At 40.5% G+C, this 23,136-nt stretch carries 23 protein-coding genes and 1 pseudogene; 22 read left to right on the plus strand and 2 right to left on the minus strand.

Going from position 1 to position 23,136, the window contains the following annotated elements; all coding sequences use genetic code 11:
• The first annotated feature begins 32 nt into the window (after positions 1–32).
• The 22 genes and pseudogenes from J2X75_RS00180 (at position 33) to J2X75_RS00285 (ending at position 19,485) form a co-directional block, all read left to right on the plus strand.
• Positions 33–1,073 carry an ABC transporter substrate-binding protein gene (locus J2X75_RS00180; RefSeq protein ID WP_310333553.1) on the plus strand — a complete coding sequence of 347 codons (1,041 nt, stop codon included), beginning with the start codon at positions 33–35 and terminating at the stop codon, positions 1,071–1,073.
• Between the two features lies 1 nt (position 1,074).
• Positions 1,075–1,851 carry an IucA/IucC family C-terminal-domain containing protein gene (locus J2X75_RS00185; protein WP_310333555.1) on the plus strand — a complete coding sequence of 259 codons (777 nt, stop codon included), beginning with the start codon at positions 1,075–1,077 and terminating at the stop codon, positions 1,849–1,851.
• A 44-nt stretch (positions 1,852–1,895) separates the two neighbouring features.
• Entirely contained in the window at positions 1,896–3,617 is a 1,722-nt protein-coding gene (locus J2X75_RS00190; protein ID WP_310333557.1) for a helix-turn-helix domain-containing protein, read from the plus strand.
• A gap of 237 nt (positions 3,618–3,854) precedes the next feature.
• Positions 3,855–4,109, plus strand: coding sequence for a hypothetical protein (locus J2X75_RS00195; RefSeq protein WP_310333558.1), 255 nt, complete (start codon positions 3,855–3,857; stop codon positions 4,107–4,109).
• Positions 4,099–4,470, plus strand: a complete 372-nt coding sequence (locus J2X75_RS00200) for a retroviral-like aspartic protease family protein (RefSeq protein WP_310333560.1) — start codon at positions 4,099–4,101, stop codon at positions 4,468–4,470. The genes J2X75_RS00195 and J2X75_RS00200 overlap by 11 nt, the downstream gene beginning before the upstream one ends.
• A 62-nt stretch (positions 4,471–4,532) precedes the next feature.
• Positions 4,533–4,841 (plus strand): hypothetical protein, encoded by a 309-nt coding sequence (locus tag J2X75_RS00205; protein ID WP_310333561.1) that lies wholly within the window; start codon positions 4,533–4,535, stop codon positions 4,839–4,841.
• 17 nt (positions 4,842–4,858) lie between these two features.
• Positions 4,859–5,341, plus strand: coding sequence for an SRPBCC family protein (locus J2X75_RS00210; RefSeq protein ID WP_310333562.1), 483 nt, complete (start codon positions 4,859–4,861; stop codon positions 5,339–5,341).
• Between the two features lie 148 nt (positions 5,342–5,489).
• Positions 5,490–5,771: pseudogene (locus tag J2X75_RS00215) on the plus strand (amidase); the annotation flags it as partial.
• A gap of 209 nt (positions 5,772–5,980) precedes the next feature.
• A complete protein-coding gene (locus J2X75_RS00220; protein WP_310333563.1) occupies positions 5,981–6,529 on the plus strand; it encodes an SMI1/KNR4 family protein in 549 nt (182 codons plus the stop codon).
• 424 nt (positions 6,530–6,953) lie between these two features.
• Entirely contained in the window at positions 6,954–7,415 is a 462-nt protein-coding gene (locus tag J2X75_RS00225; RefSeq protein ID WP_261313686.1) for a DUF4279 domain-containing protein, read from the plus strand.
• A 175-nt stretch (positions 7,416–7,590) separates the two neighbouring features.
• Positions 7,591–7,821, plus strand: a complete 231-nt coding sequence (locus tag J2X75_RS00230; protein WP_310333564.1) for a hypothetical protein — start codon at positions 7,591–7,593, stop codon at positions 7,819–7,821.
• An 88-nt stretch (positions 7,822–7,909) separates the two neighbouring features.
• Positions 7,910–8,545, plus strand: a complete 636-nt coding sequence (locus J2X75_RS00235; RefSeq protein ID WP_310333565.1) for an AAA family ATPase — start codon at positions 7,910–7,912, stop codon at positions 8,543–8,545.
• Between the two features lie 105 nt (positions 8,546–8,650).
• Positions 8,651–9,025 carry a hypothetical protein gene (locus tag J2X75_RS00240; RefSeq protein ID WP_310333566.1) on the plus strand — a complete coding sequence of 125 codons (375 nt, stop codon included), beginning with the start codon at positions 8,651–8,653 and terminating at the stop codon, positions 9,023–9,025.
• Between the two features lie 116 nt (positions 9,026–9,141).
• On the plus strand, positions 9,142–10,941 hold the full coding sequence (locus tag J2X75_RS00245) for a serine hydrolase domain-containing protein (protein ID WP_310333568.1): 1,800 nt from the start codon (positions 9,142–9,144) through the stop codon (positions 10,939–10,941).
• A 48-nt stretch (positions 10,942–10,989) separates the two neighbouring features.
• Positions 10,990–11,133 carry a hypothetical protein gene (locus J2X75_RS00250; RefSeq protein ID WP_310333570.1) on the plus strand — a complete coding sequence of 48 codons (144 nt, stop codon included), beginning with the start codon at positions 10,990–10,992 and terminating at the stop codon, positions 11,131–11,133.
• A 125-nt stretch (positions 11,134–11,258) separates the two neighbouring features.
• Positions 11,259–13,055 (plus strand): serine hydrolase domain-containing protein, encoded by a 1,797-nt coding sequence (locus J2X75_RS00255; RefSeq protein WP_310333571.1) that lies wholly within the window; start codon positions 11,259–11,261, stop codon positions 13,053–13,055.
• Positions 13,056–13,933: 878 nt separating this feature from the next.
• Complete coding sequence (locus J2X75_RS00260) at positions 13,934–14,269, plus strand: tyrosine-type recombinase/integrase (protein WP_310333573.1); 336 nt, start codon at positions 13,934–13,936, stop codon at positions 14,267–14,269.
• Positions 14,270–14,340: 71 nt separating this feature from the next.
• Positions 14,341–15,138, plus strand: a complete 798-nt coding sequence (locus J2X75_RS00265; protein WP_310333574.1) for a TIGR02391 family protein — start codon at positions 14,341–14,343, stop codon at positions 15,136–15,138.
• A gap of 317 nt (positions 15,139–15,455) precedes the next feature.
• Entirely contained in the window at positions 15,456–16,109 is a 654-nt protein-coding gene (locus J2X75_RS00270; protein WP_310333575.1) for a YEATS-associated helix-containing protein, read from the plus strand.
• A 173-nt stretch (positions 16,110–16,282) separates the two neighbouring features.
• The gene (locus tag J2X75_RS00275) at positions 16,283–17,182 is read left to right on the plus strand and encodes a GIY-YIG nuclease family protein (protein ID WP_090998996.1); all 900 of its coding nucleotides are present in this window, start codon (positions 16,283–16,285) and stop codon (positions 17,180–17,182) included.
• Positions 17,183–18,939: 1,757 nt separating this feature from the next.
• A complete protein-coding gene (locus J2X75_RS00280) occupies positions 18,940–19,125 on the plus strand; it encodes a hypothetical protein (protein ID WP_076330117.1) in 186 nt (61 codons plus the stop codon).
• Positions 19,126–19,161: 36 nt separating this feature from the next.
• Complete coding sequence (locus tag J2X75_RS00285; protein WP_310333579.1) at positions 19,162–19,485, plus strand: hypothetical protein; 324 nt, start codon at positions 19,162–19,164, stop codon at positions 19,483–19,485.
• A gap of 104 nt (positions 19,486–19,589) precedes the next feature.
• Here J2X75_RS00285 and J2X75_RS00290 read toward each other — a convergent pair whose 3' ends face one another.
• Together J2X75_RS00290 and J2X75_RS00295 are read right to left on the minus strand one after the other, a co-directional pair.
• Positions 19,590–21,269 (minus strand): type 2 periplasmic-binding domain-containing protein, encoded by a 1,680-nt coding sequence (locus tag J2X75_RS00290; RefSeq protein WP_289391634.1) that lies wholly within the window; start codon positions 21,267–21,269, stop codon positions 19,590–19,592.
• Positions 21,270–21,414: 145 nt separating this feature from the next.
• A complete protein-coding gene (locus J2X75_RS00295) occupies positions 21,415–23,025 on the minus strand; it encodes a response regulator transcription factor (RefSeq protein WP_310333581.1) in 1,611 nt (536 codons plus the stop codon).
• Between the last annotated feature and the right edge of the window lie 111 nt (positions 23,026–23,136).

Raw genomic sequence — 23,136 nt, forward strand, 5'->3', positions numbered from 1 at the left:
ATTATCAGTATTATACATAAGGGGGATTCATCATGAATCAAGGAACAAAGGAGCAAGCGGCTGGTAATAAAGCCTATACTGCTCACAAATCACGATTACTTATGGGCTTGATGCTGGCCCTTATTCTTGTATTGACGGCTTGCGGTGCTGCAACAGGTACAGATAGCGGTAAGCAATCTGCAACAACACCAGGGAAGACACCTGCGAATGCGGAAACGCATACGGACGGAGCTTTTCCCGTAACGATCAAGGGCATGAAGGGTGACATCACTCTAAACGAAAAACCGAAGAGAATTGCAATTCTCGATGTTAAGTTTTTGGATCAGATGTTAGCGATTGGCGAGAAACCGGCAGGAAGTGTTATAGCAGGAGGGAATACCGATTTTCCAGAATATTTAGGAGACCAACCGAATGGCGTAGAAGTTCTGGGTACACGGGACGAGCCTAACCTGGAAGCCATTGTTGCACTCGACCCGGATCTGATCATCATGACCGACTTCCAGGAGAAACAGTATGAAAGTGTAAGCAAAATTGCACCTACCCTCGTACTCGATTTCTACGAAGATTGGCGGGAGACGTTAGCTACAGTAGCTCAGATTACAGACAAGCAGGACGAGGCAGAGAAAGTGCGTACAGCGTATGAAGACAAAATTGCCGGGCTGAAGACACAATTGTCAGAGAAGCTGGGTGATGAAACGGTGGCGATCATTCGTCCACGAAAAGAAGGAATTCGTGTTCACGGTATTGAGCACCGCATTGGCGGTATTATGTACAATGACTTGGGGCTGAAGATGCCTGCTTTGGTACAGGAGATTAATGAAGATGGTTCCGTAGAAATCTCGATGGAAAAAGTGCCTGAGATCGGGGCAGATCGTTATTTTGTGCTGTCGGATGAACTGTTTGCGGCAGAAGCTGAGGCGATGGTGAACAATCCGGTATGGCAGTCTCTTGATGCTGTGAAAAATAACCGCACGTATGACGTAAACTCCACACTGTGGATTGCATACTACGGACCGCTTGCGATTAATCTGATTGTAGATCAGGCAGCGGAAGCCCTGCTCGGATCGAACTAATATGAACCCATATCTCTCGACAGAGTTATGGAAAGAGACGGTAGAGGATTATTCGATTTTGCTCGGTGAACCGCCTGAACATAGTGTCCGTACCATTGCTTTGAGTGAGTTGCATGACGAAGAGGCGTGTCGAGAGTATATCCGCTGGTTTCAGAACTATATCGATGCGCCTGACATGAAAGTTGCAGCCTCCATGTTAGCCAAGAGGCTTGGCTTTCTATGGACGACTCCGCTCGTGACTGCGATGACTTTTCATCATCAGCATGTAACGTTTCAGCTGGAAAACAGTTATCTCTATCATCCGGTGCTCTCAGATCAGGAGGGCGGTACACGGTTTCCTTTTCTAGCGGTGAATGGAATTCAGGCTGAAGAACTGACTGGAGACAGGAGCGTATGGCGGGAAAAGGCAGTCCAGGAGATGTTTGCGGTACAGCTGACACCTCTGTTAAAGACACTTGCTGCGATTGCACCTCTTTCGATGAGTATTCTCTGGGAGAATATTATGGTACGGATAGGCCGACTATTCGCTCCTGATGAAGCCGAGACAGAGCAGGAAAGTAAGATCATTCAAGAGGACTTTTCATATCTGACGCAGGTTGCATCCGGGGAGGTGTTTGGTGAGAGGAAGAATCCGTTAACACGCTTCACCGATTGTGAGGACAATGTGCATGTTGCCAAAAGTGAGCGGATCACCTGCTGTTTCTATTACCAGATGTCAGGGGAATATTGTCTCAAATGTCCGAAAATTGACAATGAGAAAGAATCTCAATTAAAATGACAACAGCAACAATTTACCTATGCGATTGTCAGGAGATGAGAGAAATGCCGCTGCAAGAACAGACAAGTCTATGGAGTGATACGACGATCAAGATGATCGACGGGTATAGCGGTACTTTGCAGACTGGCAGTGTTCTTCACGAAACCGAATTAACTTCAAATGTGTTGCTGCTGGCGGTAGGCGGGGAAGGGGAGCTTGCAATGAATGGTGAAGTTTGCCACATTGGAGCTTCTTTTGCTTGTCATGTGGCGAGGGGAACATCCTTTACACTGATGGCCAGATCAGACGAACTTTATTATATCGTGATTATGTATAAGGCTTCTTCCCTGGGAGGAGCCTCCCATGCGTTACCCTCGTATCGCAAACACCCGCTGCAAACGTCGTTTATTCAGAACCCTGTGACGCAAGCAGAATGGATTCAGAATGCGGAAAAAATCGTTGCCAAATGGCGTCGCGGCGAAGGGTTGGAACGTTTTCATGCCAATGCATTGCTCCAGGGGATGATCTACGATCTGATCATGGAGTATGAACGTGGTCAAGGTGGAGCAGAGTCCGACATGGTGGATGTGGTCGTGTCCTATATATCATCGCATTATCGCCAGAATCTGGAGCTAAAAGAGTTGGCAGCCCTCGTTGGATGCAGCGTAAGGCAGTTGCAGCGACGATTCAAACAAGAGAAGCAGCTCGGGCCGATGGAATACGTCATCCAGTTGCGGATGGAGAATGCCTCGCGGATGTTACTTCATACGGATGCTTCCATTGGGGAAATTGCTGACAAAATGGGCTACCGCGACATGTATTATTTCAGCAGGGCGTTTAAGAAATATTATGGCGTTCCTCCGCTGCGTTATCGACTTGCTGCCGCTTCAGAATTAGATGAAAAGTATGCTCAAGCCTTACTGCGGAATCGCACAGCTTCTTCGTACGAGTCGGCCCAAGGTCCGGTGATCTGCCATATGCGAGGTGAATATCAAGTTACTGAATCACCACAGCGGATCGCCGTATTGGATGTTCAATATGCCGATCATTTGCTGGCGCTTGGGTTGTCTCCAGCAGGAAGTGTAGGATCTGGTAGTGCGGTGGTCAATTTCCCTCAATATATCCGAGCAGGACTTCAGGGTACCGAATTACTCGGAACGTATGAGTACCCTGATCTGCTTGCGGTAGAACGATTGTCGCCGGATCTGATTATCTGCACCGAGGTGCATGATCAGCATTATGAACGGTTAAGCCAGATCGCTCCAGTGATTATGTTCAAGCGTAATGAGAGCTGGCAGACCATCCTGAGTCTGTTCGGTGAACTGACAGGCAAGCGAGCAGAGGCTAAACGAATACTTGCCGATTATCATCGACGTACTGCTTTGCTGTCCGAAGAACTGGCTGCAGTACTGGCAGGTAAAAGTGTAGCATTGATTCGTCCGCTGGACTCTCTCGTTCGTGTACATTCTGCCGCTCATCGTACAGGCGCTGTGCTGTACCGTGATCTGGGTCTGCCTGTTCCACTATTTGTATCCGATACCGCTGACACAGCCTATCATATCTCTGTTGATAGATTACCAGCTGTCCAAGCCAGCCACTACTTTCTGCTTAGCAATGAACTCATGCAGGAGGGAATATCCACGACAGAGCAACGTATTCGGGGGATGCTTGATAAGGATGAGCGACAGCAAATACATTCGGTAGATGCCGCGACATGGATCGGCTGTTATGGGCCGACAGGTATTAATGGGATTGTGGATCAGATTGAACAGGCGTTGTTGGCTTGAGCAGGTAGCTTTTTCATGAGGAAAAACAAAAGAAACCGTTCCGTAGTAAATGGAAGTGAGAGCAACCATATACCAAAGGAGACGGTTTCTTTGTACATTTTACATACTAGAGTGAGGATTCATTGTCATTGGACTAGGTTGCCTGTTATGAATACAGGATGGAATGATATATGAAGTAAGGGTATATGTTAAAATGATAGAAAGTTGAACCATTACGAATAACAGGAGGTATAACACATGAAATGGCAAGAGGTTAGAGAACTGTTTCCTGACCAATTTGTTCTGGTTTCTATCATTCATTATCATGAGGAAGATAACAAAAAAATCGTAGATGAAGTTGCACCAATTCGCACCGTATCAGAACAAGATGCGAATAAAGAGTTTTTTCGAGTAGAGCCTGGTAACGTTGTATATCATACTTCGAATCAAGACTTTGTGATTCATCTCCGTAAAGATCCATTAATGAGAGTGAGACGTAATAATGAAAATTAACTATGATGGACAGCTAATTACAACGTCACTTACCGTTACATTTAGAGGAAAAACACTGGAAATAGACGATGTTATTATAGACACTGGATCTTCACATACGATCATTAGTCCTGATGTTTTAGAGGAAATTGGGGTGACTTACGAAACAGGGGATTCAATTTTTGAAGCATACGGGATTGGAGGGAGTATTCCTTTCTACACCAAAATCATGGATAGGATTTTAATAGGTGCAAACAGCATTGAGAATATAGAAATCGATGTAGGCATATTGCCTAAAGATCATAAAGGTCTTCTCGGCTTGGATATTCTGAAACAACAACAGTTTATTATTGACTTGAAGAGATTAGAATTACATAAGTGAAATTTGAAATAAGACTCTTTTGAACGGCTAAGGTGAAATTGACTTAGAAGGAGAGAATGTAAATGCACAACATAAACTCTCATAATTGCAATCTAAATATAAGATATGACCTGCCTGATGAGGTGTGGGATAAAGTTTCTAAAGTATATGAGTGTATGCCAGGGTGGATGGGTTATAAAAGTGGAATTCCATATTGGTTTGGAACTGAAGAGGATGATGTTTTCATTGAAGCATCCGTTGAGTCTAGTGGATTATCCTTTTATGCACAGATGAACAGCGAAGTATGGATGTCCTGGATAGAAACATTTAAGTTGGAAGCGTCAAAAGTGTTGGGTTTTGATGTTGGTGAACATGAAGATGGGTATATGTGATGTAAAAGGAGGAAGCAATGATGAATGAATATGGTACATTACAGGAGTCAAACGGTCGATATGCTTTGAGATTTGAACGATTTCTTCATCATAATACAGAAGATGTTTTCCATGTGATCACGGAGCCTAGTTCCTTCGCCCAATGGTATCCTTTCGCAACAGGAAAGATGGATCTCAGACTTGGTGGCAGGATTGCTTTCGATGATGGTGAAGGAACGACATATGAGGGGACCATTACAGAGTTAGAAAAGCCATATGTATTTGGTTTCCGTGAAGTTGATGATCTGATTAACATTTCATTGCAGGCAGAAGATAAAGGGTGTCGAATGATCTTTACCCATACGTTTAACGATGATTCATGGGCAGTGAATACCGCCGCTGGGTGGCATAGGTGTCTGGATGTCTTGTTTCAAATTATCAATGGTAAGCCCATTCAGTGGCATGATAACTCAACTGAGTTGCGTAAAATCTATAGTGAATTATTCAAGATAAAAGATTAACAGAATAAAAAAGTTATTTCAATATAACACGCTACCTCAACGTTGATCACCATAGTGGGGTGTTATCGTGACTAAGGATTCGTGTATACAGATTAGTTATCTGAAAACGACAAGATGGGGAGGAAATAAAGATGATACTAGGACTATACAGAATCAAGGGATTAATTACGCTATAGACCGTAATCAATTAGATGCGATAATATTTCCTGGTTATATTGGGGGATATATGCGCGATAGCAGGTTATCCATCTATTGCCATTCCAGTGTGGCATAGAGAAAACGGTGGACCATTTGGGATAACTTTTGCTGGGAAAGCATTCAGTAAACCAACTTTAATTCGTATAGCTTATTCTTTCGAACAACGAACGAAGCAGCGCAACAACCAGTATTCAGCTACCGTGATACGATAATTAATGATTACTATAGGTGAGGTATAACAAAGAAGACGATGACATCTGATAACACAGCATTCCTACTGTGGGCATACGCCCTTGATCGCTAAGAAGCATTTTCAAGCGGGTTATTCAGGCGATACATTCAACCAGCTAAGTCTAACGACCCGCTCCCTACGTTCACTTAAGCTGCTTGAGCGTCAGAAATGCCAAACATTATACGAATTTCCGAAAGGATTGATGGAAGTTGATTCAAGGAGAATTAATTTATAAAACAATAGAGTCTCTGAAGAAAAGATTAGAAAATAATAAATTACTAGAACTACAACTTCAAGAAGGTTATTTAACTCAAGCTACCTGTCAGTTTAATGAAGCAGCAGATGAAAGTGATTTATTGGAATTCCAAAGGAAGTTAGGATATAAACTTCCGAATGATTATATTAACTTTTTGAAAATAACCAATGGTTCATCATTATTTGACCATCCGCAATACGGTGGAGAAGCATATTTATATAAGTGGCAGGATATTGAAGAATCAACGTATGAGGAACCAAATGATGGGTACTTAAAGATAGCCTATATATACCAAGATAATATAATAATTGATCTGAAAGCATATAGCCAAGGCTCAAATAATTACTTAATGGTTAAGGGGCACATAGATCATTTTCATGAGTCGAGGCCCTTGAATATGAACTTCGAGTTGTGGTTCGAACGATTTATTATCAGTCAGGGAGATAAATTTTGGGAATGGTCAATATATACGGCAGAAAATTACTATAGATTAAGAGGGTAAAATATTGAAGGCGATTTCAGTGGTGGAGAGAAAATTCAAAAGTCATTTTTTTTATATTGTTCTACTGTCAGTTCCATTTGTAGTATTAGAGATTTTACTTTTATTAAAATATCCTAACACCGGATTAGGCAGGATTATAAGCTTGCCCATTACCTTTATGATGAATGGTGTGATTATTCTGATCTCATCCAGTTTAGTTTATTATTTGCTTAGATACACCAGATTTAGAGTTGTTGGACGAGTTATTCTAGGATTAATGATATGTTTAACTCTTATCGTAACAATATGGTTATACCCGCAGGATTCATCCATACATATTTCAAAAATTATAATAGAAGATATTAAAAATTTCTGGATTAAATGAGGATTTCACTCATCCTAAGATAAGAGCTATCTAAGGATGAAGCCAGTCGTGAATCTTTGATTGTTAGGTGAGATTCATACATCCATTCTTAAAGAGGTGAAACTACTGAAAGACAAAACTGAAGTAATGGCTTATTTTAGCTTGTTTGGAGATGAATTCAATCCGAATCATGTAACTTCAATACTTAGAATCGAACCTACCAATACGGCTTACAAAGGCGACATAATTAACAAAAAGCATCGAATAAAAGAAACATCATGGACATTAGGTACGGATTATGAAGAATCATTAGATGTAAATCACCAACTAACAAAAGTAGTCGATTTATTAAAAAATAAAGTGAAAGAAATCAATTCGATTCGGATTGAACATCGATTATTTACGAAATTTTTCATTGTAATAAGAATAGAAGAGGGCAAAAGCCCTGCTCTTTATTTCGATTCGGATTTTATTGAATTTGTTAATATGATTCATGCTGAAATTGATGTTGATTTGTATGCAAATCCATATAACGATGAATAAGAATAAGAAATAAAGTTTTTAAAACACGCTTCGAAGGAAGGGACATCAGATAACATTATGTAGGAATAGACGAATCTTAAGGCTCATCAATATCGGATAAAGTGTTTATGTTGTGGGACAGGCTTCCTTTTTGCTGTAAATAGTGGTGTTTCCCTTAAAGGAGGATCTTAAATAATTGAGAAAACGACATTCTATTGAAAAAGCGGAGTGGTCAGAAACTAGAGAGAACCACTATCACAAAGACTGCAAGGATATGGCATTTGCATTTGGCGATAGACTCATCGAAGTGGATGGCACGGTTTATTTGAAACGAAAAGAAGTCGAGATTAAGGTGATTAAACCTCTTAAACGAAAAACATTTTGGTATGAAACATGGCTGAAGATCAAAGAAATTTACAATGCATAGTCTAATATGAAATTTAACATGATCACTTAAGAGCCAGTGAAGGTTGATTAATCATTTTATGAGTCATATCAGGAGGTAATATATTTCAATGACGATAATTTGTCTCGAAGGTGCCAGTTCTGTAGGTAAAAGTACCACTTGTCAGCAGTTCGCTACACAATATGATGCATTTATAGTTCCAGAAACAGGGATTCTTTTTGAAACTCCTCATCTTGAAGGTAGGGAGCTTATGATGTGGTTACTGGAGAGACAAATCGATAGATGGCATATAGCATATGAGAAGAATCAACAACATGATTATGTGATTTTGGATGGCGATGTATTTAAGATTTGGTACAGCTGGATATATGGTTATGAGCACCTATCTTTAGATGAAACAGCGAACTTTTTTAGAGAGAAGTTATTGGAGAATGAAATATCATTACCGGATGCTTATGTACTATTCTGGGCAGAAGAAGATGAACTGCGCAAGCGAAAGGAGATGGATCAGACAAGATCCAGAAGAAATTTTGATAAACATCTGCGCATGATTGAACCTCAAATGAGATACTTCCATTACCTTAATGAACTGGTACCTGGATATGTGGGGATTCATAAAGCAGAGACTGTAGCAGATAATATACATCATATTGTAAAGCATTGCGAGACATTACCGGACATAAAAAAACGAGAGATCGAGATCTTTGATAGAGTAATTGATTTCTACAAGAGTACTACTCCTTAAACTCACTGTGGCTTTTGATATCAGTTTCCAAAACTACTGTAGCTGTGTCTTGGATAACTGACCAAATACTGCGATCAAAGGAAAAAGGAATATGTGAGGTAAGTTATGGGCGTAAGAAAAAAATATAAACGTAAAATCGTTCGCTCCAATCGACTATTCTATTGGTATGTTGAACCGGATATTGATGATGAAGGGATAATCAAATTACATATCGTTTCTGAAGATAAGAAGTTAAAAATCACTTATGAAGTGGGACAACACAGTATTAAGAACAAGCCCCCATATATAGTCATCATCGGAGAAGAATTCGAAGGCTGGACAACAGAATATATAGGATACAGAAGAGTACTAACACCGCAATGGAGCGATGAGATCATCACGCCAAAATTGATAGGTGAAATTATTGATTGGTGCCTCTTGATAGACAAAGAAATAAACATCGTTAATTGGAAAGGTGAAATTCTCCGACCTATCTCTTGAATGGAGTGTAATGTAATTGCATTTGAAAAAAATTTAGATTCGTGTGGACTCTTTTGATAACGTATACGGGAGAACAAGAGTATGTAACTAACATTGAAATAAAAGGAGAGAAGCTAATGCAGATGAATCGTGGATATCACACTGTAAAGAAAGTAATCGCTTGTGTTCTTTCATACATATTTATCATTATGGCAATAGCAGTACCTGCCCACGCTGATGAGAAACAGGTTGATACTACACCATCCCGGATTCCTTTATCCAATTTAGAGGAAACGATTGATGCTTATGTTGCCTCGTATGAGAAGTACACCGCTGCCGTTTCGGTTGTGGCTATTAAAGACGGTGAAACCATTGTGAATAAGGCATATGGTTACGCAGATATAGAGAATCAGCGAAAGGCGGATACCTCTACGGTTTTTGAATGGGCTTCCATCTCGAAACTGTTGGTCTATACGAGTGTGATGCAGCTTGTCGAACAAGGAAAGCTTGATTTGGAGACGGATATCCAGGAATATCTGCCAGAGGGATTTTTCAAAAAGCTGAAATATGATGATCCAATTACCCTTTTGAACCTGATGCATCACAATGCGGGTTGGGAAGATCAAACAGTGACTGAAGTGTATTATTACGCCGAGAATGAAAATGTTGATTTAGGAGATACGCTGCGTAAAAATGAGCCGAAACAAATCTATAAACCGAATAGCATCGTGGGTTATTCGAACTACGGCGTTGGTCTAGCTGGTTACATCGTGGAAGAGATAAGTGGACAACCTTTTTATGAATATGTTAATCAACATATCTTTGAACCTCTTCATATGAACGACACTACGGTTCATCCAACGGGGCGAGATCGTCCAGCCCTAGTACAGAGAAGGAATGAGATTGAAGGGTATACGAAAGATTTGAAACTGATACCTGAGAACAGAGTATACGTAACGTTTTATCCTACAGGGGCAGCCATAGGGACAGCAGAAGATTTAGGGAAATTCCTTGCTGCGTTGATGCCTGTGGGTGATAGCAATGTATTATTTAAGAATAGAGATACGTTAAACGAAATGTTATCAACAAGTCTCTATTATGACGGGACCTCTACTCCGCGATTTGCGCATGGGTTCGTTGAGATGGAATACTGGGTGCCTACACTGATGCATGAGGGGAATCTGAAAGGGTTTTCCAGCAAACTTGTCTTTGATCCCGCATCTAAATTCGGGATGGTCGTCATGACAAACCAGTCTTTTGAGGAAATTTATTATTATGGACTTATCAAAGAAATTTTTGGCGATAACGTAAATTCTAATATTATTACTTCAGAGGGGGGAGGATATTTTCAATCTGCACGACGGCCTGCCGCTAGATTTACCGATTTATTCAGGCAGCTTGATATAACCAAATTTTCAAAAGCTGAGTTAAGTAGTCTGTATAATGTGGTCGAGCATAATGGCGTGGTTGAAAAAATTTCCTTCACTCCTTACATGGATTACTTGCCTGTATCGAAATGGAAGGTGAACTTGATTGTAATATCTTTTATTCCTGTCATACTAGCCATCCTTTTCAGTGTGACTGCTTTGATCGTCTATGTAATCCGGATGCTACTTTACAAACGAAATAAACGAGGAAACCCTCGGATAGATTTTAATAAATATCATCTTGCAATTAATGTTGCAGGTGCGGTACTTCCTTTTAACCTGTTAATCATACACACGAGACTTCCAAATTATCCTGCTTATTCTTCGATACGGATCAATTTAATATTTAACCTACTTTATGTGGTTCTAGCAGTGGTGTATCTGGGCTTGCTTATTTACAAACTGTGGAAGAGCAGTTACAGCAAAAAGCAAAAGGTCATTTATATCATGTCTGGACTATCAGCTTTTATATTGGCTGCTTTTATTGTGGGTTGGCATTTGTATGTTTAGAGTGTTGTAGAAAATACAATGTCCTGTAGAATAGGAGTTCAATCTATATTGAATATCGGGTACATGGAAAGAATAATTCGCCTGAATGGATACTGGGATATTTCTGCAAATGACTGGGATGAGTGGTCTGGTTTTACTGAAGAACAAATCAAAAGCAAGACCGATAACTCGGAGAACGACAAATTATCTTAGTAAGCGCTACTTAACAAAGGAACGTTGTCTGAATTCTATAAAACTTATAGATTCATGAAATTAGTGATCTTATGAACATACATAATGAGATCGCAGTTATTTTTAATGTTAAAGGAGAGTAGCTAATGCAAATAGATCGAAGGTATCGTTATGTTAACAAAGTAGTCGCCTGTGTTCTGTCACTCGTGTTTTTCATTATGGCATGTGCGGTACCAGTATACGCTGAGATAGAGAATGTGGAGACTACGCCTTCCAGAATTCCGTTGTCTTCGCTAGAGGAGACGATCGATTCTTATGTGGCTACGCATGAGAAAAACACCGCTGCCGTTTCAATTGTGGCTATCAAGAACGGGGAAACGATTTTTAGTAAGGCCTATGGCTATGCAGATATTGAGCAACAGAGAAAGGCGGACAGCTCTACTGTTTTTGAATGGGGTTCCGTCACTAAGCTGTTGGTCTGGACGAGTGTAATGCAGCTTGTCGAGCAGGGAAAGCTTGATCTACATACTAATATTCAGGAATATCTACCGAAAGGGTTTCTAAAGAAGCTGGAGTATGATGCCCCCATTACGCTATTAGATCTTATGAATCATCAAGCGGGTTGGGAGGATAGGATGCTTGAGTTATGGTATCTATCCGAGAATCAAGTTATGGATCTGGGAGAAACATTGCAAAAATTTGAGCCAAGACAGATCTATGAACCGAGGAGTGTATTTGCTTATTCAAACTATGGTGTTGCTATGGCTGCCTACATCGTAGAAGTGCAGAGCGGACAACCTTTTTACGAATACGTGAATGAACATATATTTAAACCACTGGATATGAAAGAAACTACGATTCATCCGTCACATCAAGATCGTCCAGACCTCGTGCTGAGAAGGGATCAGATTCAAGGCTATACTGCTAATGCCGAACTCATCCCCAAAACCAAAGTATACATGAACATATATCCTGCAGGAGGTGCCATGGGCACCGCAGAAGATACAGCAAAATTTCTAGCAGCCCTGATGCCAATTAATAGTGGTAATTTATTATTCAAGAACAAAGAAACCTTAGACGAAATGCTGTCAACCAGTCTGTATTATGATGGAACTTCTATCCCTCGGATCGCACATGGATTCATTGAGGTAGAGTACTGGACACCTGCACTGGAACACGGTGGAAATACATTGGGGTTTTCGAATAAATTGGTCTTTGATCCCAAATCTAATTTTGGGTTAGTGGTGATGACAAACCAGTTCGAAGAAGATATATATTGTTTTGGTCTTGTCCAGAAATTGTTTGGGGATAATTACAGCACTAGCTCTGTAACCTCTGGAAATGGTGGATATTATCTCACTACACGACGTTCCGGTTCTGGATTTACTAAGCTCTATTCGATTCTTTTGCTGAAAAAGTATTCCACATTTGATCTTAGTAACTTCACCAATGTTGTTGAGAAAGATGGTGTCGTTGAGAAGGTATCCTTTACTTACAATGATTATGTACGTGTATCAAGCTCAAAGATGATCTTGATCATTGCCTCTTTAATAGCTCTTGCAATAGCCATCGTATTCAATTTGAGAGCTGTGATTGGCTATTTTATCCGATTATTTTTTTACAGATTGAAAAAATGGGAAAGACCCGGGACAGGGTTTGATAAATATCATGTTGCCATTAATATTGCAGGTCTGGCATTCCTACTGAATACTACAGTACTAGCCATGCGAGCATTGAGTTTAAACGCCTCCTATTCTTCATTACGAATTCATCTCATCTTTAACCTGATTTATGTGATTCTAGCTTCAGCATATCTTGTCTTGCTGATCTACAAACTGTGGAAGATAAATTACAGCAAAAAGCGAAAGGCCATATATATCATGACCGGAGTGTCGGCTTTCCTATTTGCTACTTTTATTGTGGGATGGGATTTGTACTTTTAGAAAGGCGCTTATGGAGATGCATTGGAGTTAAAGACAGCAGTTCCTCATCGGGGACTGCTGTCTTTGTGTTTATATGCTCTTTGGCTTTTGAAGAAACTGTAAATGACCATTAGAATATTCAATAATAATAGACCTATATATCCATCCGTTAACTTTGTTCGTTCAATCCACTTATTGACTAACTCTCCGGTGAGAGCTTGTTTTTCTAAATACTTATTTATATCACTCTGATGGATTTCATCCATATATATAAGTGGAAACTCCATGCTGTTGGAAGAAGCAGCTAGCGGCGGATAGAACTCTACCCATTTTTGACCTGCCCATCGATCATACTTATAGCGAAGATCTACGCTGGACTCAAGATTGTCCCACCTGAGAAAACCTAATATGATTAGAATACAAAGTGTGATGACGCAAATTATTAGTTTCTTGATAATCAAATAGACCCCATCCTATTTTGTACTACTAACAATACCGTTGCATGAAAACACTTCATCATCCGTATATTCTATCAGCATTTTCCGTTATCTGTAAGTAGATTGTTTCATTTCGAATGAAATGCTAGTAAGTAAACAACTAGTGAAGCAAATAAGCGTTGCAGAAGGAGCTAAAGTTACGAAGATTACACCGTAAAACGATCAAAACCTATTGTAATCAGGTCGATTGTCTCTGACCTATTCTTCCGGGCTTCGTGTAGGTGAAGTTGGTCGTCTGCGTTGCAGCGATCTGGATATTGAAAGGCAGACACTCATCGTGAAATAGGGGCAAAAGGATCGGAGGACGCATCTTTCAAATCTCCCTTGGGATATCGTACAGAAATACATAGCTGAATGTAAATCGATAGCTACTTCCTGTGCAATCTTCTGATCGACAGGAGCATGCAGAAGGTGTTTGAAGGAGAAAGACGACGTGCAGGAATTGTGAAAAAGGTAAGTATACATGCGCTGAGACACTCCTTCGCCACTCATTTACTGAAAAACGGTAAAGATCAACGATACATACAGGAGCTATTCGGTCATACGAGTGCACGAACAACTCAGCGATATACGCATGTTAGTACGAAAAATATTCAACATATTCAGAGTACATTGGATCGTATGGACAAGGGAGATTGTGTCTCCCAATATATTTCCCTTTTTCACCAAATTTTTCTTCGCAAATATCACCGCATAGGTTATCATATACGTAGTTCATATCTCAGGCAAGACGTGTGATGTTCACGAAGTACATAGATTAGATGTTAAACGAAATCAATCTGAAACATATAATGTTGGAGGCTCAGAATATGACAAGGAAAAATCCAGAAGAAATGACGGTACAAATAAAACAATTTACAATAAAAGAGATAGATCGTGCAATTACTAAAATAGAACGTAGAGTTCAAGATGTAGAAGAATTAAGAGAAATAACCCTTTATTCAGACCCAAAAGTTGAGAATGTTGAAGTAAGTATCAAAGAAACAATAAGAGAGGTTTACGGTCAGTTTTCGCCTGAATTTATTAAATATCAACACTATGCTATTTGGGAAGGAGCATACGTGATTGGTGATTCATTTTTAGGAAAACAAACAAAATTTCAATCAGGAATTGAACATGCAATTAGTATGTTAAACGGTTTGATAGAAAGATTGGCAGAGAAAAAATTTGATTTGGAACAAGATCCTGATACTGTCAAAATTCAAACATTCAATGGATTAAATTTGCATCCACGTATTTCTAATGTTTGTTTGAATTTATATAAAGATGGTCATTTTTCAAGTGCTGTATTTGAAGCATCTAAATCATTGATTAACTATGTTAAAGAAAAATCAAAAAGACATGACTTAGATGGAACAAACTTAGTTAGAACAGTTTTTTCGAGAAATAAACCCATTTTAAGCTTTAATAACTTGATAGATCAGACTGATTTAGATGAACAAGAAGGAATTATGCACTTATTTGAGGGAGTTGTAATGGGGATTCGAAATCCAAGGGGACATGGGAATATTACCGATGATCCTGATAGAGCTATGGACTATATCATTTTAATTAGCCTATTAGCTTATAGAGTAGACAATTCAAGTAGCATTTTGAGAGAAGACTAACTTCGTTTAACAATATATTCACGCTGCGAGCATTCGCTCTGGGTCCGGCATTCGCCGGACACCCAGCATAGGCTGGGTCGTGAATACAGGAACTTATAGGAAATAGATAAGACAGTAGAAAATGTATCAAGATTTAAAGCTTTTCATTTTCGAAGGGGTAAATGATGCGTGTAAATACACCTAGATTGAATGATAGAATTCTTACATTGCGGACTTTCGTCCTTGGTCCGGCAGGAGCCAGACACCTTAGCGTTCGCTAGGGGCGTGAATACAGGAACGTTATACGGAAGACTTTCAATAAAGGAGTAAATACTAAAATGAATCATAATTTAGAGCTATTTATTATTCTTGTGGCATCAGGGATTTTTGGGGGTATCGTAAGTTTTTTCTCTACCAAAGCTAAAGATGAACCAGTGAGTAAAAATATTGAGCTTATTAAGTCAATAATAATAGGAATTGCAGCATCGCTGCTTGTTCCCTTATTTCTAAATACAATTTCAAGTAATTTGATTATTGAAAGTGAAACAGATGATAATAAAATTTTTATAATAATTGGTTTTTGCTTAGTAGCTTCAATTTCTTCAAAAGCTTTTATACAAATAATGACTAGTAAAGTAATTAAAGAATTGAATGAAGTTAGGCAAAACTTAGAGCATGTGAAGAAAGATGTTAATGAAATTGTTTCAAACGAAACAGAGAGTGAGCATTCAGAGGGAGCTTCGGTGGAAATAGCATTTGATACAACAGATGATAGATATAAAATCCTTAAAGCTTTATCAGAAAGTAAGTATATATATAGATCTCTAGGAGGTTTGAATAAAGAAACAAAAATTAATAAAGATATCATTAATCAAAATATAAATAAATTAGTACAGCAAGGATTAGTGGAGCAAACAACAAAAGCCAATGGGGTTCGCTTTTTTATCACTACCATAGGCCGACAATTGCTAGCTAACAATGAATTGAATTAGACTGGGTTATTTCAATTGATGCAAATCCTTCGTATAACATAATATTCAAGCAGCGGCTCCTGTAGAGTCTTGGTCTGCGGGAAGGATTTCGAAGAGGGATTTCAGCAGATAACCCCTACGGGGGGCATGAATACAGTAACGTTATGAGAAAACAAATTAAAGGAGAAACAAAAGTGGGAAAGAAACTAACTATATTTCTTGTTGATGGCTCAGAAACAGGGCCCAGAACAATTGAGATTGGTAATTGGTCAGGAAAGGCTGTATATTCACAACGCTCTTCTCTGCCCCAAATTATAGAGCGCTCTGAGTTTAATAGACCTGGAGTGTATATTCTAAAATCCTTACCTAACAGTGACAACTATAATGAACGCATATACATAGGGGAATCGGAAAATCTTAAAAAGAGATTAAAGAAACATTTAGCTGATTCAGATAAGGACTTTATTGAAATTGTAGCTTTTATAAGCAAAGACGAAATGCTTACTAAGTCTCATATAAAGTATTTAGAATCTCGAATTATCTCTTTATCTAAAGATGCGAAAACAGCCGAAATTGATAATTCGAATCAGCCGGAACTAACGACTCTCCCTGAAGCTGATATTTCGGACATGGAGTACTTTTTAGAACAGATGAAGTTGATTTTTCCAGTAGTTAATTTTATGTTCTTGGTTCCCTCTATTCTCAAACAATCAAATGAGACTGTGGTTGCGCCGCTACCAGTTAATAGCGACATTGTATATACGCTGAAAAGCAAAAAAGCTTCTGCTAAATTAATTGAAACTGAAAAAGGATATGTAGTTCTGTCTGGATCTCAAAGCTGTAAACAAACATCAAGTTCAATCTCTGAAGGATGGATCAAGCAGCGAAATAAGTTGATAGAAACCGGAGTTCTAATAGATGGCGGAGAATTCTATATATTTAATGAGAATGCGATTTTTTCAAGTATTAGTGCAGCGACTGCTGTAGTACTGGGGCGTCAAGCAGCAGGGCCTGTGGAGTGGATAGATATTAATGGAAGGACATTTAAGCAGAATCAGGAAAAGAAATTCGAAAGTAATAGCAATGAAGATTAATTCGACATCTCTAACATTCAAGCAGAGGCTCCTTCTGAGCCTGGGTCTGCTAGGTGGATTTCGGAGAGGAATTTCAGCAGACGGCCCCGCCTGGAGTTCATAAATACAGGAGCGTTATCTGAAATAGCGATTGGAGAGAGAAATGGAAACTTTTAAATCAATACTATTGTTCTTATTTAGTATATTGAAGAGTTTTGTTGTAACAATTTACCTGTGGACGAAAGGAAAAATACTAAACAAAAACTATGAATCTGTCTACGCCTCTTACGGGATTGTACTAACCATACTCACTATTACTGCGTTTAGGTATACAAATGGATTAGTTAACTTTTTTTTATGGGCTTTTATAGTTGTTGTATTAACAATTAACATTATTGTTTTGTTTGAAATAAGAAAATTGGACAGAGGATCTAAGGAATACTTTAAACAAATTTCAAATTGGTCATTTTCAATGACATTTATATCTTTGTTTATTTCAATGGGATTAATTCATACTGTTCCGTTTCTACTTAATATAGTTATAGTATTCTTTTTTTCGTTCATTTACTTTAGCGCAAGATACTTATATTTGGATAAAGTAACAAACTGGTTTTATTTAATGTTACTTTTGCTTTTTACTCCGATAATTTCTGCTGTTTTATATAGTTTTATTGGGATGATGCTTTTTGAAATTTTTGACGAGAAACTTTTTATCGCGAATGGAACTTTAGGCTGGATGGTAATTATTCTAAGTATAGTACTTATAAATCTTGTGGTTTTTTGGACACCTGAAGAACGATTTAATGAAGCAAAGGTGGCTATTTATTTCCTTCTAGCCTTATTTTCTACAATATCATACTGTTTCTTCGTGTCCGATTTCTTGTCAGACTTGATAACGCCGAAGTTGAATTCAATGTCTAACACTAGGATAACTACAGAAGAAGTAAGGCAATTCATTGAAAATGCAGTTAGATGGTTTACACTTCCATATTTAATAGGATCAGTATTTTCGTGTTTCTCGTTAGAGTTAGTTTCTCGGAATAGAGAAATAGTTAGCAAATTGACGAAGTTCGATACCACAGATAACAACACATTCACGCATCGGGGCTAGTGCTGCTCGGTACCTGGAAATATTTTATATATGTTATTTCAGGTGACAACCCTGCACTGGCTAAGTCTGACGACCCGCGTTTCGCGCTTAAGCCAGTGAGGGTTCGTGAATGCAAAAGAAAGTTATCAGAAATCTACGAAATCATAGTAGGGCACCTTCATGAGGGAAGACATAATTTATATTACAGAAAGAATTACGTTTAAAGATCTAAAGAAAGAAAAGCTAAAAAAACAGAAATATAAATAAGAGAAAAGATGAAATGTCTGATGAACATTTTGATGAATCGAAACCTCACATTGTTTTTAGTAGCCATATGACTCAAACCACAAACTATGCTCTGTCAGCTATACTTTAATTAAGAAAGGTTTAGATATCCAAATCGAATGTTGATTGTAATCTGATTAGGAATTCTTTTTGTTAGATTGCTTTACTTTTGGATATTTACAACTCGTGAAAATATTATCATTTGACAACGTAGGGTTTATATCAGTGTTTTTTTTCTTTTAATCCGATTCCCGCATTAAAAGAATCATATTTCATCTTATAATTTCGAATAGACGAAACTATAAGTCTACAACACCTTGATTAATAATCGCATTAAAATGATTGCTCACATCTAGTCTTAACAAGACACGATGCAGTTTAGACCCATCAGAAAGGTGGATGTATGAGCCGGTTGCTTGACTTATTGGAAGAGGAACGGCGCAAGCTTAATCAGCTTGGTGAGGCATCCTTGAAGCAAGCGATTCCGTTGTGGGACAATCCCGAGGTACAGGAACAGAGCCGAAGGGTGGACGAGCTGGTGGCACGAGTGAGTGAAATGAAGGCGAGACATAACCGAGTTGTACGATGATGAGTGAGGTACATAATGCGTAGGGGAGGGGAAGCAATGGATTTTCCACGCTGGATGCAACGAGCGATTCAAGCAAGGCTGGAAGAGGTGTCTTCGCGGATCGAGCATGATCCTGAAATGAGTCGTGTACGTGGGGAAACCGACGATGCGTTCGAAGTTTTGTTTGCTGGCAAGGATATCGAACAAACACCTGAATATGCTGAGTGGGAGAATCGTTATATTGTCAGTAAAGGCATAGAGAATGAACGGTTGTACATGCAAGGACTGAGGGATGGGATTCAGCTGACAGTTTCCTTGCTGGATCAGTCGATGCCGGAGGAGAAGGATACGAAGGCTCAATCAAACAACGCGAACCCATAAGTCAGGGGAAGCGACCTTTATCTCTATCTAAATAAAACCAGCCGAAGCGTGGAACTTACCGCTTCGGCTGGTTTTTAATTCTCTACTTTTCCAAAACCCAAATCTTACTTCGCACTTACCGATTTAAACCAATCATTCACTTCTTGCGTGATCTGATCACCACCATTGGATTTCCAGTTGGCGACGAATTGGTCAAAGGCATCGATTGGCAGATTGCCGTAGATGATTTTGTTGAAGGTTTCCATCTCGGACTGACGGAGCAGGTTCCATTTGGATACCATGGTTGGTGTTGCTGCGCCAGTAAAGTAGTTTTGTTTACGGACGTCGATCTGGGACATAACGACTTTACCTGCGTACCAGTTTTCCGGTTTACGGAATTCAGCCATTTGTTTCTCGTAAGGTGTTTCAGGCTTCTCGCCGTTGGCCAGCTTCACGAGTGTTTTCATGTACAGATCCGGGATACGTGCTGGGCCGGTCAGGAACGGGAATTCGTTGGAGAAGTCTTTGATCTTCTCTTTGTCACTGGTCGGTTGTCCGTCAATGATATCCCAGTCGTAACCTTTGGCGAAGCCGTATTCATACTCACTGCCCGCTTTCGGGTTAGCAAGGTTATCTAACAGGTAGTTGTAATACAGGAAGATGGCTTCTGGATGCTTCGCATCCTTGTTGATCATGATACTTGCGTTGACACCAGAGTTCTGCCACTTCGTACCGATCTTGCCGTCTGGGCCAGCTGGAACAGGGTAAGCTTTATACTTTGAGCCAGGTACGTTCTTCAGCAGGTCAGGTGCAGGCCAGTCCGGTACCCAGTTTGCGCCAGGCAGAATGCCCGCTTTGCCAGCTGTCCAGCTTTCAGCGGATTTGCCTTCGTCCCACAGCGCGGAGTCAGCGTGGATATAACCTTTATCCATCCATTCAGCCAGCTTGGCAAGAGCTTGTTTGGCACCCGGGTTAACGGAGCCGTACTCGAGATTGCCGTTCGCGTCTTTGTTCCATTGCTCCTCGATTGTGCCGTATGCACCGAACAACCAGTCGAGCTGACCCATCCAGGTGTTGGTGTTATTTTTTAGCGAGATTGCCAGCGGGAATACTTTGTCTGGAGACAGACCGTCCGGGTTCTCGTTTTTGAATTTGTCCATGATGTTCTCAAGGTCTGCGATGGTTTTCGGCGCTTCCAGGTTCAGCTTCTCCATCCAGTCTTCGCGGAGCCAGAGCAGTGTATCGTCGTTATCGGTGTACTCCATGATCGGCATGTTGTATTTCTTGCCGTCCTTGGTGAACGGATACCACAGTTCAGGATGTGCTGCTGCGTGATCTTTCAGGGTCTGACTCGCGTACTTGTCGAACAACTCATCGATGGCGATGAATTGACCGGAGTCGATCAGTTGATTGGTCAATACCGCATTGGTCGGCACGGTGACAAAATCAGGCAGCTTCTCGCCAGAAGCGATAGCCAGTTGCAGCTTTTGTCTGTATTGATCGTCATTGGCCGGATACCAGGTATCTTTATGCTTCATACCCAGCGTTTCGAGCATCCAGCGATCGTGCACGTTATTTTCTTTGGTATCCCCTTGCACGTATTTCTTCGGCATTAATACCGAACTGAACTCGATGGGTGGGTCATATTTTCCTTTGGCAAAAGCAGCTTCTGCTTCCGCTGAGCCGACTGTTCCCGGCGTATTATCGCTACCATTGTCACTGGCTGTCTCGCCACTGCCGCACGCAGTGATCGTGATGAGCGCGATAACCATGAGCAGTGACCACCATGTTTTAAATTTGATCATTGTTCAGTCCCCCTACGGTGTATGATCTTTACAATATAACTGTACCAATTTGGGCGGGAGGGCATCTATATGAGTTTGTTAGTTTCCATAGGACTCTATTAGTGAATGTTCAAATGAAGTTCGAAAAATTCGGTTTTCAGTCATGTTATTTGTGCTGGTCTCTATATTCTTGCGGCGTAACGCCGAATTGACGCTTGAACACTTTGATAAAATAAGCCGGGTCCATATAGCCAATCTCCATACTGATTTCATATACTTTTTTGGTGGTTGTCACCAACTTGTGACAGGCCCGATCCATACGCAGGCGCGAGATGTAATCACTGATGCCTTCGCCCGTTTCGATCTTATAGATTTTGGAGAGATGGGTCGGGTGCAGATTGACATGGTCAGCCAATACACGCAAAGAGACATCCAGATGCAGGTTCTTATCTGTAAAATCCTGAATCTTCTTCACATAATCCGAACGAATATCCTTGATCTCATTGGATGTGCCTTCCTTGAGTTTACCGAGCACGCTGAGCGACCATTTCCGCAGTTTGCTGATGGTAGCGAAGACTTCGCCACTTTGTAAATCCTCGACATCATTTCCCATTAAAGTGGTCAGGGTCAGCTTGTTTCGGTGAGCAATATTAGTGAATGAAGCTGTAATAAGAAAACCTGCCTCCATGCAATGTTCCCAGGATTCCGACCATTTCTCATCCAACTCGGCGCAGACTGCGAGGATTTTCTCTTCGGCGGCATCCCACTGTCCACTTTCCAACAGGCTAATGAAGGTGGGCGGGGTGTACAACACGTCGAGTGGACCTTGCGCTGCAGGCGTCTCGACATCGCTCACACGCATGACAAATTCGCGTTCGTCGCCAACGATCTGCCGGAAATAGGCCGAAGCCTGACGGAAGCGATCGTAAATCTGTTCCGGGAAGGTGAACCACTCGGTGATGACGATGGAGAGGGAGCCTTTCAGAAACTGTTTTACTTTGGATTGAAGCTGAATCGATAGCTTCTCCAGCATGGTTTCTTTGCCAATATCGCCTTTCCGTTCTTTCAACTGAAGCAAAAACACCAGATATCCGTGTTCCTCCTTCACGCCCCACACTTCCATAAACTCACCCATAATCTCTTCCGCCATGTTGATGATCGCATATTCGATCAGGGTCTGATCATTGCTGTCATAGTGTCCGAATTCTTCTTCCAACCGAACCAGCATTAATGCGGCTTCCCCTGTGTGAAAAGGGAGATCGTAATTGGCGAGCTTCCGCTCCCATTCGGCAGCGGCGATTCGTTGTCCCTGTAAAGCCCCAAGGAGCAGTCTTCCTCGCAAATGGGGTAGATTCTCGCGCAATGTAAACTGCGTTCGTGTCAGTGAACTGACCAGTTCCCATTCATTGTTCAATTGATCGATGGCCTTCTGAACAGCACCCATTAGTTCATCGTCAGTGGGCGGCTTCAACAAGTAGTCTACAGCTTCGAACTGGATGGCTTTTTTGGCGTAATCAAATTCGGAATATCCGGATAACAGGATGCACTTTATCTTTTTGTCCCGGATGCGGATGCGTTCAATCAGTTCAATGCCTGTCATTTCGGGCATCTGAATGTCCGAGATCACGATATCGATGGGGTGGGTGTCGATCATTTGTAGTGCTTCGTGTGCCGAGTATGCTTTGTGCACATGTTCGATCCCGAGCGTATGCCAAGGCTTGGTCATTGACAGGTTATCGACCCAGTGTGCTTCATCGTCTACGATCATCATTTGCATTATAATGTCTCCCTTGGTGGTTGAACTAAGGCATATTTACACTTGCCACTTCGATGACAGAACAACCTTCCGATCGCTGTTCAAGCCCCATTTTCTGACTTAATTGATATA

The sequence above is a fragment of the Paenibacillus sp. 2003 genome, assembly GCF_031455635.1.
Classification (GTDB): Bacteria; Bacillota; Bacilli; order Paenibacillales; family Paenibacillaceae; genus Paenibacillus; species Paenibacillus amylolyticus_B.

Excerpts from the sequence above, each read along its gene's own strand:
- J2X75_RS00255 (WP_310333571.1), top strand. The coding sequence starts at position 11,259 with ATGCAAATAGATCGAAGGTATCGTTATGTTAACAAAGTAGTCGCCTGT.
- J2X75_RS00260 (WP_310333573.1), top strand. The coding sequence starts at position 13,934 with ATGCAGAAGGTGTTTGAAGGAGAAAGACGACGTGCAGGAATTGTGAAA.
- J2X75_RS00240 (WP_310333566.1), top strand. The coding sequence starts at position 8,651 with ATGGGCGTAAGAAAAAAATATAAACGTAAAATCGTTCGCTCCAATCGA.
- J2X75_RS00270 (WP_310333575.1), top strand. The coding sequence starts at position 15,456 with ATGAATCATAATTTAGAGCTATTTATTATTCTTGTGGCATCAGGGATT.
- J2X75_RS00235 (WP_310333565.1), top strand. The coding sequence starts at position 7,910 with ATGACGATAATTTGTCTCGAAGGTGCCAGTTCTGTAGGTAAAAGTACC.
- J2X75_RS00295 (WP_310333581.1), bottom strand. The coding sequence starts at position 23,025 with ATGCAAATGATGATCGTAGACGATGAAGCACACTGGGTCGATAACCTG.
- J2X75_RS00210 (WP_310333562.1), top strand. The coding sequence starts at position 4,859 with ATGATGAATGAATATGGTACATTACAGGAGTCAAACGGTCGATATGCT.
- J2X75_RS00280 (WP_076330117.1), top strand. The coding sequence starts at position 18,940 with ATGAGCCGGTTGCTTGACTTATTGGAAGAGGAACGGCGCAAGCTTAAT.
- J2X75_RS00245 (WP_310333568.1), top strand. The coding sequence starts at position 9,142 with ATGCAGATGAATCGTGGATATCACACTGTAAAGAAAGTAATCGCTTGT.
- J2X75_RS00190 (WP_310333557.1), top strand. The coding sequence starts at position 1,896 with ATGCCGCTGCAAGAACAGACAAGTCTATGGAGTGATACGACGATCAAG.
- J2X75_RS00265 (WP_310333574.1), top strand. The coding sequence starts at position 14,341 with ATGACAAGGAAAAATCCAGAAGAAATGACGGTACAAATAAAACAATTT.
- J2X75_RS00290 (WP_289391634.1), bottom strand. The coding sequence starts at position 21,269 with ATGATCAAATTTAAAACATGGTGGTCACTGCTCATGGTTATCGCGCTC.
- J2X75_RS00195 (WP_310333558.1), top strand. The coding sequence starts at position 3,855 with ATGAAATGGCAAGAGGTTAGAGAACTGTTTCCTGACCAATTTGTTCTG.
- J2X75_RS00200 (WP_310333560.1), top strand. The coding sequence starts at position 4,099 with ATGAAAATTAACTATGATGGACAGCTAATTACAACGTCACTTACCGTT.
- J2X75_RS00205 (WP_310333561.1), top strand. The coding sequence starts at position 4,533 with ATGCACAACATAAACTCTCATAATTGCAATCTAAATATAAGATATGAC.
- J2X75_RS00180 (WP_310333553.1), top strand. The coding sequence starts at position 33 with ATGAATCAAGGAACAAAGGAGCAAGCGGCTGGTAATAAAGCCTATACT.
- J2X75_RS00285 (WP_310333579.1), top strand. The coding sequence starts at position 19,162 with ATGGATTTTCCACGCTGGATGCAACGAGCGATTCAAGCAAGGCTGGAA.
- J2X75_RS00185 (WP_310333555.1), top strand. The coding sequence starts at position 1,075 with ATGAACCCATATCTCTCGACAGAGTTATGGAAAGAGACGGTAGAGGAT.